Raw genomic sequence first — 16,942 nt, forward strand, 5'->3', positions numbered from 1 at the left:
CATGCACATACATGATGCGCACGGTCTCGCCCTGCTGATAGTCGCCCTCGGTCGAGAAGCTCAGATAGAGCCCGGTGATAAAACAGAGGGCCGTGATGCCGGCCAGCCATGGAATGACGCGCGATGCCAGCGCCAGAAACCGCGTCGGGTTGGCGAGATCGCTGAATTTGCTGATGGCAAGGCTCGTTTCGCTCATATCCGCTTCCTTACCTTGATCCGCCGGGAGCCGCAATCGAAGCGCCGATCAATCCGCCGTGTTTCTGAGCGCAAGGGCTRCTGCCGCCGGACCGATGACGGCGAAGAAGAGCGTCAGGGCGATGAGGATCAGAAACGGCGGCAGGAAGGGCGACGGTCCCACAACCGCTGCATATGTAGCGCTGACGCCAAAGATCAGCACGGGGATCGTCAGCGGCAGGATGAGTACCGAGACCAGCAGGCCGCCGCGAGGCAGCGCGACAGCAACGGCTGCGCCGACAGCGCCAATGAAGGTGATTGCCGGCGAGCCGACAAGGAGCGTGAGCATGGTCGCGCCGATCGCCGTTTCGTTCATGTTCATGAAGAGGCCGAGCAATGGCGAGGCGATGACGAGCGGCAGGCTTGTCGCCGTCCAGTGTGCGGCGCATTTGATGAGCACGGTCAGCACCAGCGGCGTTTCCTGCATCAGCATCAAATCGAGCGAACCGTCGTCACGCTCCGCCTGGAACAAGCGGTCGAGCCCGAGCAGGGCAGCGAGCAGCGCACCGATCCAGACAATGGCCGGGCCGATGCGGGAGAGAAGCGCAAGATCAGGCCCGACGCCGAACGGGATGACGGCGACGATCGTCAGGAAGAACAGAATGCCGATCAGGGCACCGCCGCCGGCGCGGATGGAGAGTCTCAGGTCACGCAGGAAGAGGGCGGTCATCCCCACACTCCCTGGTCCACCCCGGCAAAACCGGTCATTTTCAATTCCTTGGTCCCTTCCAGCCCAAGAGGCTGATGCGTCGCGGCGACGACAATTCCGCCTTCCCTGCGATGCGCTTCAATCAATTCCGTGAACAACCGGTCTGCACTTGCATCCAGCGCCGCAGTCGGCTCGTCCAGGATCCAGATCGGGCGATGCGCGACCAGAAGCTTGGCGAAGGCGAAGCGGCGTTGCTGGCCGGCCGAGAGGTAGCCGAAGGGCAGGTGGGTAATGCCGGGCAGGCCAACGGCTTCGGCGGCTTCCTCGATGCTCATGCTGGCGGCTTTGCCGGGTCCAAGGAAGGATCTCCAGAAATCCAGGTTCTCTGCAACCGTAAGTTCTGTCTTCATGGCGTTACGATGGCCAAGGTAGTGGCTCGCTTCCGCTGCCGGACGCCTCTCGGCACCAACCGAATCAGCGACTGTAACGGAGCCTTTTTCCGGCCTCAAAAGACCGGCGGTAACGCGCAATAAAGTGGACTTTCCCGATCCGTTTTTACCCGTCAGAATCAGCGCTTCGCCAGCCTGCAAGTGAAAGGAAACGTTAACGAAAATCAGATCCTCACCGCGCCGGGCTGCCAGATTTTCAGCGGTGAGATGCATGCATCGGCTCTTTCTTCATTGGCACCATCGGCAAGCTCAAAAAATGTCCGATTTTGACCTTTGTCGCTATGGCAAGTCTTTACGAAATTATCTATAAGACCTGCAACCACGCCAGCGGTCGGCGTGAACTTCATCCTTGCGCCGAACTTGGGGTCGTTCCTCACGTGCGGACAGCGGAAATGGCCGTACCCGCATCCTGATGTGCATTAAGTGCATAGGCGTTCGCACGACTGTGTTGGCTATCAGAAACGGGGTTTCTCGTGTCTAAATCTCTTGACAGTTTCAATTGTCGGTCCACGCTTTCCGTGAACGGAAAGGACTACGTCTACTACAGCCTGCCGAAGGCTGAGGCAAACGGTCTCCCCGGCGTATCGAAGCTCCCCTATTCGATGAAGGTGCTGCTGGAAAATCTGCTGCGCTTTGAAGACGGTCAGTCGGTCACCAAGGAGCACATCCTTGCCGTCGCCGAATGGTTGAACAACAAGGGCGCTGTCGAGAATGAAATCGCCTATCGTCCGGCCCGCGTGCTGATGCAGGACTTCACCGGCGTTCCCGCCGTCGTCGACCTTGCCGCAATGCGCGACGCAATGGTCTCGCTCGGCGGCGACCCGGAAAAGATCAATCCGCTTGTTCCCGTCGACCTCGTCATCGACCACTCGGTCATCGTCGACGAATTCGGCACGCCGCAGGCTTTTGCCAGGAATGTCGAGCTGGAATATCAGCGCAACGGCGAGCGTTACCGCTTCCTGAAGTGGGGCCAGCAGGCATTCAAGAATTTCCGCGTCGTTCCTCCGGGCACCGGCATCTGTCACCAGGTCAATCTCGAATATCTCGGCCAGACCGTCTGGACGAAGGAAGAGGACGGCGAAACGATCGCTTATCCGGACACCTGCGTCGGCACCGACTCGCATACGACGATGATCAACGGCCTCGGCGTTCTCGGCTGGGGTGTCGGTGGTATCGAAGCTGAAGCCGCCATGCTCGGCCAGCCGGTCTCGATGCTTCTGCCCGAAGTTATCGGCTTCAAGCTGACCGGTAAGCTGAAAGAAGGCGTAACTGCGACCGACCTCGTTCTGACCGTCGTGCAGATGCTGCGCAAGAAGGGCGTTGTTTCCAAGTTCGTCGAATTCTTCGGTCCGGGCATGGACAACATGCCGCTCGCCGATCGCGCGACAATCGGCAACATGGGTCCGGAATACGGCGCGACCTGCGGCTTCTTCCCGGTTGATGGCGAAACCATCAACTACCTCACGATGTCCGGCCGCGCGCATGACYGGATCGCGCTCGTCGAAGCCTATTCGAAGGCCCAGGGCATGTGGCGCGATGGCGACGGTTCCGACCTCGTCTTCACCGACACGCTGGAACTCGACCTCGGTGACGTTGTACCCTCGATGGCCGGTCCGAAGCGTCCGGAAGGCCGTATCGCGCTCGAAAACATTGCTACCGGCTTTGCCGGTTCGATGGATGCCGACTACAAGAAGCCCGGTCAGCTGAACAACCGCTATGCGGTCGAAGGCACGGATTTCGATCTCGGCCATGGTGACGTCGCGATTGCCGCCATCACCTCCTGCACCAACACCTCCAACCCGTCGGTGCTGATCGCTGCCGGCCTTCTCGCCCGCAATGCCGTTGCCAAGGGCCTGAAGACCAAGCCGTGGGTTAAGACCTCGCTTGCTCCGGGATCGCAGGTCGTCGGCGAATATCTCGCCAAGTCAGGCCTGCAGGCTGACCTCGACAAACTCGGCTTCAACCTCGTTGGCTTCGGCTGCACGACCTGCATCGGCAATTCCGGCCCGCTGCCGGCACCGATCTCCAAGACGATCAACGACAAGGGCCTGATCGTTTCCGGCGTGCTCTCCGGCAACCGCAACTTCGAAGGCCGTATCTCGCCGGACGTCCAGGCGAACTACCTCGCTTCGCCGCCGCTCGTCGTCGCCTACGCTCTTGCCGGTACGGTTCAGAAGGATCTGACCAAGGAGCCGATCGGCGAAGACCAGAACGGCAAGCCGGTTTATCTCAAGGATATCTGGCCGACTTCAAAGGAAGTTCAGGAATTCATCCTGAAGTACGTCACCCGCGAACTCTACGAAACAAAGTACGCCGACGTCTTCAAGGGTGACGAAAACTGGCAGGCCGTTCAGGTTCCCCCGGGCCAGACCTATGCCTGGGACGACGATTCGACCTATGTCCAGAACCCGCCCTACTTTGTCGGCATGGGCAAGAAGGGCACCGGCATTTCCGACATCAAAGGTGCCCGTGTCCTCGGCCTCTTCGGCGACAAGATCACCACCGACCACATTTCTCCGGCCGGTTCGATCAAGGCTGCTTCGCCGGCAGGCGCCTACCTGCTTGGCCACGACGTCGCAGTTGCCGACTTCAACCAGTACGGCACGCGCCGCGGCAACCACGAAGTGATGATGCGCGGCACCTTTGCCAACATCCGCATCCGCAACTTCATGCTCGGTGCGAACGGCAAGGAAGGTGGCTACACCATCCACTATCCGTCCAAGGAAGAGACCTCGATCTACGATGCGGCCATGCAGTACAAGGCCGAAGGCGTTCCGCTCGTCATCTTCGCCGGCGTGGAATATGGCAACGGTTCCTCGCGTGACTGGGCTGCGAAGGGCACGAACCTGCTCGGCGTCAAGGCCGTAATCGCCCAGAGCTTCGAGCGTATCCACCGTTCGAACCTGGTCGGCATGGGTGTCATCCCCTTCGTCTTTGAAGAGGGCACGACATGGCAGAGCCTCAACCTTAAGGGCGACGAACTCGTTACCATCGAGGGCCTCGAAAACATCAAGCCGCGCGAAAAGAAGATCGCCAAGATCACCTATGCCGACGGCACGGTGAAGGACGTTCCGCTGGTGTCGCGCGTCGACACGCTGGACGAGGTCGTCTACCTCAACAATGGCGGCATCCTGCAGACGGTTCTGCGCGATCTCGCAGCCTGATTGTTAAGATACTTGCCTGATAATGACCGCCGGAGAGCAATTTCCGGCGGTTTTTCTTTGTGGAAAACGAGGCTGTTTCGCTGCTCACGGTGATGTGTTTCGGCCGCCGTCCGCCTGGGGCTCCGTCTCACCCGTTCGTGACTTTCCGTTTGGACCCGGAAGGATTATTCGTACGTTCATATCTCAGAGCCGGCAGTTCAGGACCGCTGCTGACCCTGGAAAAGAGGTGCTGGTGAATGTCCCCGCGTTTTATGATCCCGCTGATCGCCGGGCTTGCTTTTGCAAGTCCGCTCCTGGCCGAAGATGGTACGCCGAAAGGCGTCGTTGAGCTGTTCACGGCGCAGGGCTGCGCCTCCTGTCCGCCGGCCGATGCCGCATTCCGCAAGCTCGTCAGCCAGGGCAATGTCATCGCCCTCGCCTATCACGTCGATTACTGGAATTATCTCGGCTGGGCCGACACGCTGAGCTCGAAGGAAAATACCGAGCGGCAATACGGCTATGCCCGCATGATGGGCCGCAGCAACGTCTATACGCCGCAGGCAATCGTCAATGGCCGTGACCATCTCGCAGGCGCCGATCTTGCCGGCATCAACGGCAAGATAAATGGCTATGCCAACGAGGGCAAAGGCCTGACCGTGCCCGTCAGTGCTCGCATGAGCGGCGACCAATTAGAGATCAAGCTCGGCGCCGGCCAGGGCAAGGCCAATGTGGTGATCGTCTATTTCGACAAGGAAAAAACGATCGACGTCGAGAAGGGCGAAAACAGCGGCCAGAAGATCTCCTACCTCCACAGCGTGACCGATGTAGAGACCGTCGGTATGTGGGATGGCAAGGCAACGACGCTCACTCTGCCGGCCAGCGTGATGGAAAAACCAGATCTCGAGGGATCAGCGATTCTCTTGCAGTCCGTGACGGACAACGGCGATCCGGGAGCGATCCTCGGCGCGACAGTCGTCATGGCGGGAAAAAATATCTAAGGATTTCATCTACTTGTTGATGAATGTCAGGCGGCCCGGCCAAGCGTATTCGGGGCTGGGGTTAAGGTCGATACGCTCCGCCGGGCCCTTTGGCGCGCTGGCGCCAAACTGGAGCCTATAGTTCTCTTGGAAATGAGGCGCTGTTTTGACTGAAATGCGGCACACCGGAGAAAGCAGGTTTCGTCCCCAGTGTGACAGTCGGTCCCTTGCAATTTGCCGCGGCTCGGGCAAACTGTCACTCTCCTGTCACACGTGGAGGTCTTGGGAGTCTGATGACAGATACGCCGGATTTGCGGCACGGCGAAAGCCGCTCCGTCGACAATAGCTCTTCAACCGTCGTTGATCTCAAGGAATACAGACAAAATAAAGATCCGATGCCAGTGACATTTCACCGGCGGGAGCTCGACCAGATTTTGTGGATCTACGGTCGAATGGTGGGCGAAGGCGAGTGGAAAGACTATGCCATCGACCACACGGGGGAGAAGGCGGTGTTCTCCGTCTTCAAGCGCTCGGGCGAAATGCCGCTCTTCCGCATCGAGAAGAATCCGAAGCTTGCTGCCAAGCAGGGCGCCTTTTCGGTCGTGAACACCAACGGCATGATCCTGAAGCGCGGCCACGAGCTTGGGCCAGTCCTGAAGGTTTTCGACAAATCGTTGAAGCTCGTCGACAAGTAAGCGATATCACCCCTTGAACAGCGTGCCCGGATAGGCCTCAGGATCGGGATGGGTTTCCGTTCCTTCGCCCAGTCTGCGCTGCATCAGCATCGTATCCAGCCAGCGGCCGTGCTTGTAACCGGCACCCTTCATCAGACCGATCTCTTCAAAACCCAGTGAACGGTGAAGCGAGATAGAAGCCGGGCTTGCACCGCCGATGACGGCGGTCATCTGGCGGAAGCCAGAGACGGTGCAGCGCGAAATCAACTCTCCAAGGAGTAGTTTGCCGATACCCTTGCCGCGCGCCTCCGTGCCCAGATAAATCGAATCCTCGACCAGCCAGCGATAGGCAGGACGGGTGCGGAATGCCGAGGCATAGGCATAGCCGAGCAGGCTTCCGTCCTCGGCTGTCGCGGCGATGTAGGGATAGCCCTGCTCGCGAATGGCGGAGTAGCGAGCCGTCATTTCCGCTTCGGTTGGCGGCACGATTTCATAACTCGAGATGCCGTTCAGCACGGACTCGCGGTAGATTTCAGTAATGGCAGGAAGATCGGAAGGAAGAGCGTCGCGTAGGAGAGGGAGCATTTCGGATCGATCGGCACGGTTGAACGAAGGCTCACGTTGAAGCACTCCAGCGAACTGCCCGCAACAAAAAAGGCGGCCGAAGCCGCCTTTTCGTTTTTCAGTCCGGCCTGCTTACTTACGGTTGCCCATGAACTGTAGCAGGAACATGAAGAGGTTGATGAAGTCGAGGTAGAGCGTCAGCGCGCCCATGATGGCCTTGCGGCCGGCGACGTCATAACCGTCTGCTTCGAAATACATTTCCTTGATGCGCTGCGTGTCGTAGGCGGTGAGGCCTGCAAAGATCAGCACGCCGATCGCGGAGATCGCGAACTGCACGGCGGACGAAGCCAGGAAGATGTTGACGATCGAAGCGATGATCAGGCCGAAGAGGCCCATGATCAGGAATGAACCCATTGCCGACAGGTTGCGCTTGGTCGTGTAGCCGTAAAGCGACAGCGCACCGAAGGAGGCGGCCGTCACGAAGAAGGTCTGTACGATGCTCTGGCCCGTATAGATTATGAAGATTGACGAGAGCGACAACCCGACCAGTGCGGAATAGACCCAGAAAGTGGTCTGCGCTGCAGCCACGCTCATCTGGTTAATACGGAAGCTCAGAAAGAACACGGCAGCAAGCGGTGCAAGGATCACAACCCACCGAAGCGGGCTCGCATAAATCGCCTGACCGAATGCAGTTAGCTCGCCATTGGCGAAAGCGAACTGGAATGACAGATAGGCGGCCACACCAGTGATCGCCAGACCCAGCGCCATCAGGTTGTAGACCTTGAGCATATAAGCGCGGAGGCCTTGATCAATCACTTCGCCGGCTTGTGCGCGGCTTTGATAGTTACGGAGATCAGCCATAGTTTCCTCTTACAAGCTCCGATGGAAATACGGTGTCGGGTTTACGACCCGGGCGCCGCTGCGGAGCTTCCAGCATGCCTGCTGACAATATGAGGCTTTCGTCCAATTCAAACAAGGCCTTTGCAATCTGCCGTTCGGTTAAATCGCCGTAAGGTGAAGGGATTTGGGGCCTTCACCCATTACAGCTCGCGCAAAACGGGTGCTGCCTTCTGTCCGAGGATGCGCCAGGTGCCGATCAAGCCGATACCGACGGTCAATACTAGGGCTGTGACAAGGGTGAGACCTGCGACATCCGGCATGAAGCTGGAGGGCAGGCGCATGATGCGGCTGACGATGAACCAGGCAGCCACACTGCCGGCAAAAAGCGCGAAAATGGCGGTGGCAACACCGAGGATGAGATATTCATAGCTGAAGGCGCGGATCAGCATGGTTCTCGTCGCACCGAGCGTTTTCAGCACCACCGCATCATGCGTGCGCGCCCGATTTCCGGCGGCGAGTGCGCCGGCCAGCACGAGAACGGAGGCGATGAGTGCAACGGAAGCTGCGGCGCGGATCGCGGTTGCAAGCTCGCCGACCAGCTGGTTGACGATATCGATCGCGTCCTTGACGCGCACGCTCGTGATCGTCGGATAGGCGTTGGTCACGGATTTCAAGATTGCAGCGTCTTCAGTCTCGGTCGATGCGGGATCTGTCAGTGTCGCCAACCATGCATGCGGAGCGCCACGAAACGTGTTCGGCGAGAACACCATGACGAAATTGATCGACAGCGATTCCCATTCGACCCGCCGCAGATTGGCAATTTTGGCAGTGATGTTGCGGCCGAGAACGTTGACGGTGACGGTATCGCCGATCTTGAGGCCCAGCTCATGCGCCTCCTCGCTCGAGAAGGAGACGAGCGGCTCGCCGCTATAGTCCTTGCCCCACCACTGGCCTTCGGTAAGGACGGAATTCTCCGGTGGGCTTTCCTCGTAGGTAATGCCGCGGTCGCCATTCAGCACCCAGCGGCCCGCTGCCGGCACATTCATCTTGGTCACATCCTGGCCATTGAAGGCGATGATGCGGCCGCGCAGCATCGGCACTTCCACCAGCTTGCCATTCGGGGACTGGGTATGGATCAGGTTGCGGAAGGCATCGACCTCGGCGCTCTGGATATCGACGAAGAAGAAGTTCGGCGCACCCTCGTTCATGCGGCCGGTTAGCTGCTGGCGCAGGTTGCCGTCGATTAGTGTGAGGGTGACCAGCAACGCAAGGCCGAGACCGAGCGAGAGGACGACGGAGGGTGTCAGTGCTCCGGGGCGATGGATATTGCCGATCGCCAGCCGCAGCGCCGGCGAGTTGACGCGCGGGCTTCTGCGCGCCAGCCAGGCGATCAAGGCTGCGACGAGGCGCAGGATGACGAAGGCGAAGATGATGGCGCCGACGAAGATCACGGCGATGAAGCGGTCATAGGCGGTAAAGATGGCAAGGCCTGCGAGCGCAGCCATGAAGAGCGCGGCGAGTAACACATAGGGCCAGGAGGGCAGGTGGCGTGCCTCAAAACCCTGCTCGCGGAAGAGTGCGGTTGCCGGCACTTCGCGCGCATGGCCGAGCGGCAGGATGGCAAAGGCAAGCATCGTCAGCATGCCGAAGAGGGCCGCAAGCACTAGAGCGCCGGGATAGAGGGTCGGATCGGTAGAGACCGGCAGGAACTGTGCGAGGAACTGTGCAGCCAGCATCGGGGACAAGGCGCCGAGCACAAGACCGATCAGGATGCCGGCTGCTGCGATGATGGCGATCTGGAAGAGATAGATCCAGACCACGACGGCTGCCGGGGCGCCCAGGCATTTGAAGGTCGCGATCGTCGTACGTTTGGCATCAAGGAAGGCGCGCACGGCATTGGCGACGCCGACGCCGCCGACGATCAGAGCGGTCAGGCCGACCAGCGTGAGGAATTGCGAAAAGCGGGTTATGTTTTCCGTCAGCGATGGGGCGGCGCGATCGCTGGTGCGGACGGACCAACCGGCCGAAGGGAATTCTGTGGTGGCGCGGGCCTGGATACCGCTCATCGTGCTGCGGTCTTCCAGCTTGATCTTGTAGGCATGTTCCACAAGGCTGCCGGTCTGGATCAGGCCGGATGCCTGAAGTGCGTTTCGGCTGACGAGCATGCGGGGGGCGAAGCCGAAGCCTTCCGAGAGCGCATCCGGCTCGGTCTTGACCGTGCCCGTGATGCTGAGCTTGACGTTGCCGAGCAGCAGTTCGTCGCCGATCTGCAATCGCAGTCGCTCCAGCAGCAGTGGAGCTACGACAGCGCCATAGGTGCCGCCTTCGCCTGATAGCAGGGAGGCGAGCGGGTAGTTCGGCTCCGCTTCAAAGGCGCCGTAGAGCGGATAGGCATCGTCGACGGCCTTGACCTCGACCAGCGCTTGATCGGATCCATCCGGCTTGCGAGCCATGGAGCGCAGGCCGGTGGAAACGGAGACTTCGCCAAGGCCACGCAGGAAATTCATTTCCTCTGGCGTTGCCTCGCGGTTGTTAAGCTCGAAGCGGACGTCACCGGCCAAGAGTTCCTGCCCCTGCGAGGCGATCGTATCGGTGATCGACTGTGAGACAGAGTTGACGGCAGCGATCGCGGCGGTGCCGAGCGCGATACAGGCGAGGAAGATGTAGAAACCCCTCAAGCCGCCGCGCAGTTCGCGAAGGGCCAGACGGAAGGCGAGCGAGATGCGCGGAGTGACGATCGTCATGCAATCGCCGCCTCGGACTGACGGACGGCGCTATCGCCCTCGATGCGCCCGGAGCGGACGCGGATCTGGCGCGAGCAACGATTGGCGAGGCCGATATCGTGGGTCACAAGCAGTAGGGTCATGCCGCGCTCGGCCTGCTTGGAAAACAGGAGGTCGGCAATCTGCCGGCCGGTATCGGTGTCGAGATTGCCGGTCGGCTCGTCAGCAATCAGCAGGGCGGGCGAGGGGGCGAGCGCACGGGCGATCGCCACACGCTGCTGCTCGCCGCCCGAGAGCTGGCCGGGATAATGGCTCAGGCGTTCACCAAGGCCGACGGAAKTCAGCTCGCGTTCGGCGATCTCGAAGGGGTTGGGAACGTTGGCGAGCTCAAGCGGCACTGCGACATTTTCCAGCGCCGTCATGTTGGCGATCAGATGGAAGGACTGGAAGACGATGCCGATGTTGCGGCCGCGGAAATCGGCGACCTGATCCTCACTCAGCGCATGCAGGGGCGTGTCATTGATATTGATCTCGCCGCTGTCGAGCTTTTCCAGGCCTGCAAGCACCATCAGCAGCGTGGACTTGCCGGAGCCCGAAGGGCCGACGATGCCGACGGATTCGCCCGCGCTGATCTCCAGGTCAATGCCTTTCAGCACATGGACCGAGGCAGCGGCATTACCGAGCGTCAAATCGGCGTGTTTCAGATCGATGATGGTTTTGGCCAACAGAAATCGCCCTATATAGTTCCGTAACCGAATGGCCGCATAACGGCACCTAGCCAATCTAGGGAAAGCATTATGAGATTTAAAGTTGCCGCCCTTCACTTCGCTGTCATCGTCTTCTCGCTGATTTTCTCGACAGTTGCCGAAGCGCGCCCGATCAATCTGGTCGGGTTTGGCGACAGCCTGATGGCGGGTTACCAGTTGCCGCCAGGCGACGGCTTTCCCGAGAAGCTGCAGGCAGCACTGAAGGCCGGAGGGATCGACGTTTCGATCACCAATGCCGGCGTCTCGGGCGACACCACCACGGGCGGGCTTGCGCGAATCGACTGGTCCATTCCTGACGGAACCGACGGGGTGATTCTCGAACTCGGCGCCAATGATGCGCTTCGCGGCATCCCGCCGGAGCAGAGCGAAAAGAATCTCGACCAGATGATAAGCCGGTTAAAAGAGCGCGGCATTGCTGTATTCCTTGCCGGCATGATGGCGCCGCCGAACATGGGTGCGGACTATGCCGAACGCTTCAACCCGATCTACCAGAAACTTGCGGAAAAACATGGGGTTGAACTCTACCCATTTTTCCTCGACGGCGTGGTCCTGGATGCCGGTCTGAAGCTCGACGATGGCATGCATCCCAATGCCAAGGGCGTGGATGTGATGGTGGAGAAGATGGAGCCGGCTGTCACAAAATTCGTCGAGACGATTTCTTCTGTGAAGAAATAGGGGCTTGCACAGGTTTGTAATGCGTGATTCCGTGTGAGCACCTGCAAAAGATTCGGGGAGTGCTCGTTATGCCGAGACTTTTTACCGCCCTCGAAATTCCGCGCAATGCGGCGATGAGCCTGTCATTGTTGCGCGGTGGTCTTCCCGGAGCACGATGGATCGATGTGGAGAATTACCACATCACACTTCGCTTCATCGGCGATGTCGATGGACGCACGGCAGACGAAATCGTCGAGCGTCTCGATCGCATCGACCGACCGGAATTCCAGCTCCGGCTTGAAGGCATCGGCTCCTTCGGCTCCAAGAAACCGCATTCGATCTGGGCGGGAGTTTCTCCTTCGCCTGAAATGTACGCCTTGCAGGGCGAGATCGAGCGGATCTGCCAGCGCATCGGCCTGCCGCCAGACCCGCGCAAGTTCACGCCGCATGTCACGCTTGCCCGCCTCAAATATTCGCGCGTCGACGATGTCGTCCATTACCTCGCCGGCCGCGGCAACTTCCAGACCTCGACCTTCACCGTGCCGCGCTTCGTGCTTCTGTCGTCGCGCGAATCGGTTGGCGGCGGACCTTACCTGACTGAAGAGGTCTTCCCGCTCCACGAGCCAAGGCTGGTGCCGAGCCTCTCTACCAGCGTGCTGCAGCCGCTGAAGAGCTTGGCGTAAACGAACTCGAAGTCTTCCCGGTCGCCATAATAGGGATCGGGAATATCTTCCCCGGTGCCGAGCGCGAAATCGCCGAAGAGATGGATGTTGTCTGCGTACGATGAACGCCGGCTCAGTTCCGTGACATTCGAGCGGTCCATGGCGAGGATCAGATCGAAATCGTCAAAATCCTCAGGTAATATCTTCCGGGCGCGCTGCCCGGTGATGTCGATGCCATGCGCGCTTGCGGTGATGATCGAGCGTCGGTCGGGAAGTTCTCCCTGATGCCAGCCGCCGAGACCGGCGGAACCGATGCGGAAAGCATCGCCAAGGCCCGCCTCACCCGCGACATGGCAAAATATCCCCTCGGCAAGCGGAGAGCGGCAGATATTGCCCATGCAAACAAAGAGGATGCTGATACGTTTCATCTGAGGATCCGACGGAAGGATGAAAGGAACATGGCATGAAAATGGAAAAGCTGGAAAGGCCGGCAATCAACCAGTTGCTTGGCGAACTCACGGGTTGGACGCTCGATGATGTGGCAGGTTCGATTTCGAAGACATTCAAATTCGCGAATTTCGTGGAAGCTTTCGGTTTCATGACGGAATCGGCGCTTGCGGCCGAAAAACTCAACCATCATCCGGAATGGTTCAACGTCTATTCCCGCGTCGAGGTGAAGCTCAACACGCATGATGCTGGCGGGTTGACGGAGCTGGATTTCAAGCTCGCAAAGGCCATGGAGAAGGCGGCGGCGCGGCGGGCTTGATTGAATCGGCCGATTGAAACGGCTTGCGCCGTCACCATATTTTCGGAGCGACCACAGGGGATATCGGGATGGACGACGTCAAATACGGGGAAATTCTGTTACCGGGCGACGAGGATACGCAGAACCGTCGTGAAAAGACGGTGCGGCAGAAATTCTGGCCGACCTTTCGCCGCGCCGTGCGGCAGATTCCATTCTCCCGCGATGTGGTTGCCGGTTTCTATTGCGCGCTCGATCCGCAGACGCCCACCAGAGTGCGCGGCGTTCTTCTGGCAGCCCTTGCCTATTTCGTCATGCCGGTCGATATCATCCCTGATATCTTCGCCGTTATCGGCTTTTCAGACGATGTCGCTGTCCTGTCGGCAGCCTTCGCCATGGTGAGGGGCAATATCCGGCCGAGCCACTACGAGGCGGCCGATCGCGTTCTCGCGGACCGTTCCGAAGACGGCATGAAGACGATCTAAAGCAGGTCGCGATCTTTCAGATCCGCTCGCCGCGCTTTAGATCTTTGTTTTACGCATGTCGTTATCGCAAAACCGCTGCACACTTTTGCGCGACATGCTTTAGACCTCTTCCCGCTCCAGCAGGTTTCTGAGCTTGCCGAAGGCGAGCCTGATGCGCGATTTCACCGTGCCGAGCGGCAGGCCGGTCGCATCTGCGATTTCGGTATGCGACTGGCCAAGGAAGAAGGCAGCCTGCAGCAGCGCCCGCTGCTCCTCGGGCAACTGACTGACGGCATCGCGCACCTGGGCATCGCGGTCGTCATTGGCGACGATTTCGTCGGCGCGCAATTCCGCCGGCGGCTGCAGCGTCGGATCCTCGCCATCGAGAACACGAACCTGAGCGCGGCGCTGCAGATCGATGCGCCGGTTGCGGGCGATGCAAAAAAGCCAGGTGGAAAGCGAGGATCGGGCCGGGTCATAGAGGGCGGCCTTATGCCAGAGAACAATCATGATTTCCTGCACCAGTTCCTCGGCCTCGCCTGGTGTCATTTTCTGGCGCATCAGCCATGATTTCAGGCGCGGTGCGAAATAGTCGAAGAGTACGGAGAATGCGGACTCGTCGCGCTCATCGGCAACGGCCTTTGCGAGGGCAGCGAAACGCTGTCTTTCCTCGGCATCCATCCCTCTCACGAACTCCCTGCAGTCAAGATTTCGGTCTGAATTTCCTTATCTTAACGACCTACAACGGATTTTAGAAAGGTCAAACTCTTGCCTGAATCTTTGTGTCTTAAATTCACCCGAACCGATGGGCTGGGCCATCAAGACAGAGCGCAATCCCACGCGTCGCTGTCGGTTCGCAAGTTAACACTCGGGCGAAAATGAAACAGGCAGATACAATTCGCAGCCATTGTTGACCATTTGGTAACCTGAATTAAGTCAAAATAAAGCAGATCGTGATTATGCGCCGCCCGCAATGATCGCTTCGGGCCTTGAACCGCAAGAACCGGCAGGAATTCCATGTTCGTAAAAAGTATCGTATCCGCTTTCGCCCTCACAGTTGTTATGACCGGAGTGGCGGCAGCGCAGCAGGCGGCTCCGACCCGCATCCAGCAGTTCCAGGCATGGGGCGCTTATTCCTATAAATCGGGCGCTTCCACCGTCTGCTACGTGCTTTCGGTGCCGACCGCCAAGCAGCCGGCGAGTGTCGATCACGGCGACAATTTCTTCATCGTGTCGCAGCGCCCGGGTCAGAACATCTCCTACGAGCCGCAGGCGATGATGGGCTATTCGCTGCAGGAAAACTCCAAGGTCAACGTGGTCATCGACAACAAGACCTTCGTGATGTTTACCAAGGACAAGGCCGCCTGGGTCGAGAACGCCGCGCAGGAGCCTGCGCTCGTCGCAGCCATGAAGACGGGTCATTCCATGACTGTCAACGCGGTTTCGCGCAAGGGTACCGGCACCTCTTACAGCTATTCGCTCTCAGGCATTTCGGCCGCGCTGAAGCAGATCGAAAGCTGCAAGTAAGCTGATTGCTTCAGGCAATGTTTCGAAGGCCGGCCTTGTGCCGGCCTTCGTCGTTTCCATCTATAGTGACGTGGGCCGAAAATGATGCTAAAGCGGCGCGCAACTGCGGAAGGATGGCGATCTTATCGCCGCTCCGCCCATTCATTTCTGCAATCATGCGTCAACGGCCCCGTAAGTCTTCCGGCTTTCCGGGATGGTTGCCATGTTGAGTTCGGGATTAGAAGATTATGTCCGTTATGGATGCGATGATCGTTGCCAAGCCTGCTGCGCGGGCGCCTCTCGGCACGGAGCTTTCGCCAAAGCCCTCGCTGATCGGTCTGACGCGCGAGGAAATGGGTGCGGCGCTGCGCGAAAAGGGCGTGCCGGACAAGCAGATCAAGATGCGCGTTTCGCAGCTCTGGAACTGGATCTATGTGCGCGGCGTCTCCGACTTCGACCACATGACGAATGTCGCCAAGGACATGCGCGAGATGCTGAAGCAGCATTTCACCATTGCCCGGCCTGAAATCGTCGAAGAACAGATTTCCAACGACGGTACGCGCAAGTGGCTGCTACGCTTTCCGCCGCGCGGCGCCGGCCGTCCGGTCGAGATCGAGGCTGTCTACATTCCCGAGGAAGGGCGCGGCACGCTCTGCATTTCCAGCCAGGTCGGCTGCACACTGACCTGTTCCTTCTGTCATACCGGCACGCAGCGGCTGGTGCGCAACCTGACGGCCGAGGAAATCCTCTCCCAGCTTCTGTTGGCCAGAGACCGGCTGGGCGACTTCCCGGACCGCGACGTGCCGGTCGGCGCCGTCGTGCCCGCCGAGGGCCGCAAGGTCAGCAACATCGTGATGATGGGCATGGGCGAGCCGCTCTATAATTTCGACGCCGTGAAGCAGGCCTTGCTGATTGCTACGGATGGTGATGGCCTATCGTTGTCCAAGCGCCGCGTAACGCTTTCTACCTCCGGCGTCGTGCCTGAGATCTTCCGAACCGGCGATGAAATCGGCGTCATGCTGGCGATCTCGCTGCATGCGGTGCGCGACGACCTGCGCGATATCCTCGTGCCGATCAACAAGAAGTATCCGCTGAAGGAACTGATCGACGCCTGCCGGAGCTATCCGGGGCTTTCGAATGCACGGCGCATCACGTTTGAATATGTGATGCTGAAGGACGTCAATGACAGCCTGGAAGACGCCAAGGGGCTCATCCAGCTTCTGAAGGGCGTGCCGGCAAAGATCAATCTCATCCCTTTCAATCCCTGGCCGGGCACGAACTACCAGTGTTCCGAATGGTCGCAGATCGAGAAGTTTGCCGATTTCATCAATTCGGCCGGCTACGCTTCGCCGATCCGCACGCCGCGTGGCCGCGACATTCTCGCCGCCTGCGGCCAGCTCAAGTCAGAATCCGAGCGCATGCGCAAAACCGAGCGCCTTGCCTTCGAAGCGATGATGATCGCCAACCACGGCGCCGATGACTGATCAGCAAGTTTGATCCTCATTACAATTCTCCGCGATTGATTAAAGGGGGCGCTTTTCCTAAAAGTGCCTCCAAAATCATCTTGGAGGACACTCATGCGTTCAATTCTTCTGGCTTTTGCCGCAACTTTGGCCGTGACGCTGCCGGCGAAGGCCGATGATGTCACGGTTGCCGTAACTGCGATCGTCGAACATCCGGCGCTCGATGCGGCCCGCAACGGCGTGCGCGATGCGCTGGCCGCTGCCGGCTACAAGGAAGGCGAGAACCTCAAGTTCGTCTTCGAATCCGCGCAGGGCAATCCGGCAACGGCAGCCCAGATCGCTCGCCAGTTCGCGGGTGACGAACCCAATGTCATCGTGCCGATCTCCACGCCGTCGGCCCAGGCCGTCGTTTCCTCAACGCGTGATATCCC

The 16,942-nt window shown here is 59.4% G+C and carries 18 protein-coding genes and 1 pseudogene; 10 read left to right on the forward strand and 9 right to left on the reverse strand.

The genetic code is table 11. The annotated features are described in order from the left end of the window. The 3 genes and pseudogenes from AC1DTN_RS36230 to ccmA form a co-directional block, all read right to left on the reverse strand. Window positions 1-196 (reverse strand): annotated as a pseudogene (locus AC1DTN_RS36230) (heme transporter HemC); the annotation flags it as partial. A gap of 48 nt (window positions 197-244) precedes the next feature. Next, the gene (gene ccmB, locus AC1DTN_RS36235; RefSeq protein ID WP_477924894.1) at window positions 245-904 is read right to left on the reverse strand and encodes a heme exporter protein CcmB; all 660 of its coding nucleotides are present in this window, start codon (window positions 902-904) and stop codon (window positions 245-247) included. After that, on the reverse strand, window positions 901-1,545 hold the full coding sequence (ccmA, locus tag AC1DTN_RS36240) for a heme ABC exporter ATP-binding protein CcmA (protein WP_477924895.1): 645 nt from the start codon (window positions 1,543-1,545) through the stop codon (window positions 901-903). The genes ccmB and ccmA overlap by 4 nt, the downstream gene beginning before the upstream one ends. Window positions 1,546-1,805: 260 nt before the next feature. On the opposite strand from ccmA, the gene acnA reads away from it, so the two are divergent. From acnA to AC1DTN_RS36255, 3 genes are all read left to right on the forward strand, one after another. Beyond that, window positions 1,806-4,496 carry an aconitate hydratase AcnA gene (gene acnA / locus AC1DTN_RS36245; protein WP_477924897.1) on the forward strand — a complete coding sequence of 897 codons (2,691 nt, stop codon included), beginning with the start codon at window positions 1,806-1,808 and terminating at the stop codon, window positions 4,494-4,496. 236 nt (window positions 4,497-4,732) lie between these two features. Further along, window positions 4,733-5,473: a DUF1223 domain-containing protein gene (locus AC1DTN_RS36250; protein ID WP_439016794.1), complete on the forward strand. Its 741-nt coding sequence runs from the start codon at window positions 4,733-4,735 to the stop codon at window positions 5,471-5,473. A gap of 272 nt (window positions 5,474-5,745) precedes the next feature. Beyond that, window positions 5,746-6,147 carry a DUF2794 domain-containing protein gene (locus tag AC1DTN_RS36255; RefSeq protein ID WP_113319764.1) on the forward strand — a complete coding sequence of 134 codons (402 nt, stop codon included), beginning with the start codon at window positions 5,746-5,748 and terminating at the stop codon, window positions 6,145-6,147. A 6-nt stretch (window positions 6,148-6,153) separates the two neighbouring features. On the opposite strand, the gene AC1DTN_RS36260 is transcribed toward AC1DTN_RS36255, so the two are convergent. The 4 genes from AC1DTN_RS36260 to AC1DTN_RS36275 all read right to left on the reverse strand — a co-directional run bounded on the left by AC1DTN_RS36260 (window position 6,154) and on the right by AC1DTN_RS36275 (window position 10,978). Then, a complete protein-coding gene (locus AC1DTN_RS36260) occupies window positions 6,154-6,711 on the reverse strand; it encodes an N-acetyltransferase family protein (protein ID WP_477924899.1) in 558 nt (185 codons plus the stop codon). Between the two features lie 111 nt (window positions 6,712-6,822). Beyond that, a complete protein-coding gene (locus AC1DTN_RS36265) occupies window positions 6,823-7,551 on the reverse strand; it encodes a Bax inhibitor-1/YccA family protein (protein WP_007814543.1) in 729 nt (242 codons plus the stop codon). Window positions 7,552-7,730: 179 nt separating this feature from the next. Then, window positions 7,731-10,274, reverse strand: coding sequence for an ABC transporter permease (locus tag AC1DTN_RS36270; RefSeq protein ID WP_477924901.1), 2,544 nt, complete (start codon window positions 10,272-10,274; stop codon window positions 7,731-7,733). Further along, on the reverse strand, window positions 10,271-10,978 hold the full coding sequence (locus tag AC1DTN_RS36275; RefSeq protein ID WP_477924902.1) for an ABC transporter ATP-binding protein: 708 nt from the start codon (window positions 10,976-10,978) through the stop codon (window positions 10,271-10,273). Before AC1DTN_RS36275 ends, AC1DTN_RS36270 begins: the two co-directional genes overlap by 4 nt. A 72-nt stretch (window positions 10,979-11,050) precedes the next feature. On the opposite strand from AC1DTN_RS36275, the gene AC1DTN_RS36280 reads away from it, so the two are divergent. Then, on the forward strand, window positions 11,051-11,695 hold the full coding sequence (locus AC1DTN_RS36280) for an arylesterase (RefSeq protein ID WP_477924904.1): 645 nt from the start codon (window positions 11,051-11,053) through the stop codon (window positions 11,693-11,695). Window positions 11,696-11,763: 68 nt separating this feature from the next. Next, complete coding sequence (gene thpR, locus AC1DTN_RS36285) at window positions 11,764-12,357, forward strand: RNA 2',3'-cyclic phosphodiesterase (protein ID WP_007814535.1); 594 nt, start codon at window positions 11,764-11,766, stop codon at window positions 12,355-12,357. Here the strand turns inward: thpR and AC1DTN_RS36290 are convergent. Then, complete coding sequence (locus AC1DTN_RS36290) at window positions 12,264-12,764, reverse strand: low molecular weight protein-tyrosine-phosphatase (protein WP_477924905.1); 501 nt, start codon at window positions 12,762-12,764, stop codon at window positions 12,264-12,266. The genes thpR and AC1DTN_RS36290 overlap by 94 nt on opposite strands. A gap of 35 nt (window positions 12,765-12,799) precedes the next feature. On the opposite strand from AC1DTN_RS36290, the gene AC1DTN_RS36295 reads away from it, so the two are divergent. Both AC1DTN_RS36295 and AC1DTN_RS36300 read left to right on the forward strand, forming a co-directional pair. Further along, window positions 12,800-13,102, forward strand: a complete 303-nt coding sequence (locus tag AC1DTN_RS36295) for a 4a-hydroxytetrahydrobiopterin dehydratase (RefSeq protein ID WP_113319759.1) — start codon at window positions 12,800-12,802, stop codon at window positions 13,100-13,102. Between the two features lie 68 nt (window positions 13,103-13,170). Next, window positions 13,171-13,563: a YkvA family protein gene (locus tag AC1DTN_RS36300; RefSeq protein ID WP_113206154.1), complete on the forward strand. Its 393-nt coding sequence runs from the start codon at window positions 13,171-13,173 to the stop codon at window positions 13,561-13,563. Between the two features lie 99 nt (window positions 13,564-13,662). Here AC1DTN_RS36300 and AC1DTN_RS36305 read toward each other — a convergent pair whose 3' ends face one another. Then, window positions 13,663-14,223, reverse strand: a complete 561-nt coding sequence (locus AC1DTN_RS36305; RefSeq protein WP_113319757.1) for a sigma-70 family RNA polymerase sigma factor — start codon at window positions 14,221-14,223, stop codon at window positions 13,663-13,665. A 336-nt stretch (window positions 14,224-14,559) separates the two neighbouring features. Between AC1DTN_RS36305 and AC1DTN_RS36310 the strand changes: the two genes are divergently transcribed. The 3 genes from AC1DTN_RS36310 to AC1DTN_RS36320 form a co-directional block, all read left to right on the forward strand. Next, window positions 14,560-15,069: an invasion associated locus B family protein gene (locus tag AC1DTN_RS36310; protein WP_113319756.1), complete on the forward strand. Its 510-nt coding sequence runs from the start codon at window positions 14,560-14,562 to the stop codon at window positions 15,067-15,069. A 227-nt stretch (window positions 15,070-15,296) separates the two neighbouring features. After that, window positions 15,297-16,532 carry a dual-specificity RNA methyltransferase RlmN gene (gene rlmN, locus AC1DTN_RS36315; protein WP_477924908.1) on the forward strand — a complete coding sequence of 412 codons (1,236 nt, stop codon included), beginning with the start codon at window positions 15,297-15,299 and terminating at the stop codon, window positions 16,530-16,532. Between the two features lie 93 nt (window positions 16,533-16,625). Next, a partial coding sequence (locus AC1DTN_RS36320; protein ID WP_477924910.1) for an ABC transporter substrate binding protein occupies window positions 16,626-16,942 on the forward strand: 317 nt, incomplete at its 3' end.

Source organism: Rhizobium sp. 01T444 (genome assembly GCF_056398305.1).

Coding starts and splice junctions, on each gene's coding strand:
- thpR (WP_007814535.1), top strand. CDS start 11,764: ATGCCGAGACTTTTTACCGCCCTCGAAATTCCGCGCAATGCGGCGATG.
- AC1DTN_RS36255 (WP_113319764.1), top strand. CDS start 5,746: ATGACAGATACGCCGGATTTGCGGCACGGCGAAAGCCGCTCCGTCGAC.
- AC1DTN_RS36265 (WP_007814543.1), bottom strand. CDS start 7,551: ATGGCTGATCTCCGTAACTATCAAAGCCGCGCACAAGCCGGCGAAGTG.
- AC1DTN_RS36310 (WP_113319756.1), top strand. CDS start 14,560: ATGTTCGTAAAAAGTATCGTATCCGCTTTCGCCCTCACAGTTGTTATG.
- rlmN (WP_477924908.1), top strand. CDS start 15,297: ATGTCCGTTATGGATGCGATGATCGTTGCCAAGCCTGCTGCGCGGGCG.
- AC1DTN_RS36280 (WP_477924904.1), top strand. CDS start 11,051: ATGAGATTTAAAGTTGCCGCCCTTCACTTCGCTGTCATCGTCTTCTCG.
- AC1DTN_RS36250 (WP_439016794.1), top strand. CDS start 4,733: ATGTCCCCGCGTTTTATGATCCCGCTGATCGCCGGGCTTGCTTTTGCA.
- AC1DTN_RS36270 (WP_477924901.1), bottom strand. CDS start 10,274: ATGACGATCGTCACTCCGCGCATCTCGCTCGCCTTCCGTCTGGCCCTT.
- AC1DTN_RS36260 (WP_477924899.1), bottom strand. CDS start 6,711: ATGCTCCCTCTCCTACGCGACGCTCTTCCTTCCGATCTTCCTGCCATT.
- AC1DTN_RS36305 (WP_113319757.1), bottom strand. CDS start 14,223: ATGGATGCCGAGGAAAGACAGCGTTTCGCTGCCCTCGCAAAGGCCGTT.
- AC1DTN_RS36300 (WP_113206154.1), top strand. CDS start 13,171: ATGGACGACGTCAAATACGGGGAAATTCTGTTACCGGGCGACGAGGAT.
- AC1DTN_RS36295 (WP_113319759.1), top strand. CDS start 12,800: ATGAAAATGGAAAAGCTGGAAAGGCCGGCAATCAACCAGTTGCTTGGC.
- ccmA (WP_477924895.1), bottom strand. CDS start 1,545: ATGCATCTCACCGCTGAAAATCTGGCAGCCCGGCGCGGTGAGGATCTG.
- AC1DTN_RS36290 (WP_477924905.1), bottom strand. CDS start 12,764: ATGAAACGTATCAGCATCCTCTTTGTTTGCATGGGCAATATCTGCCGC.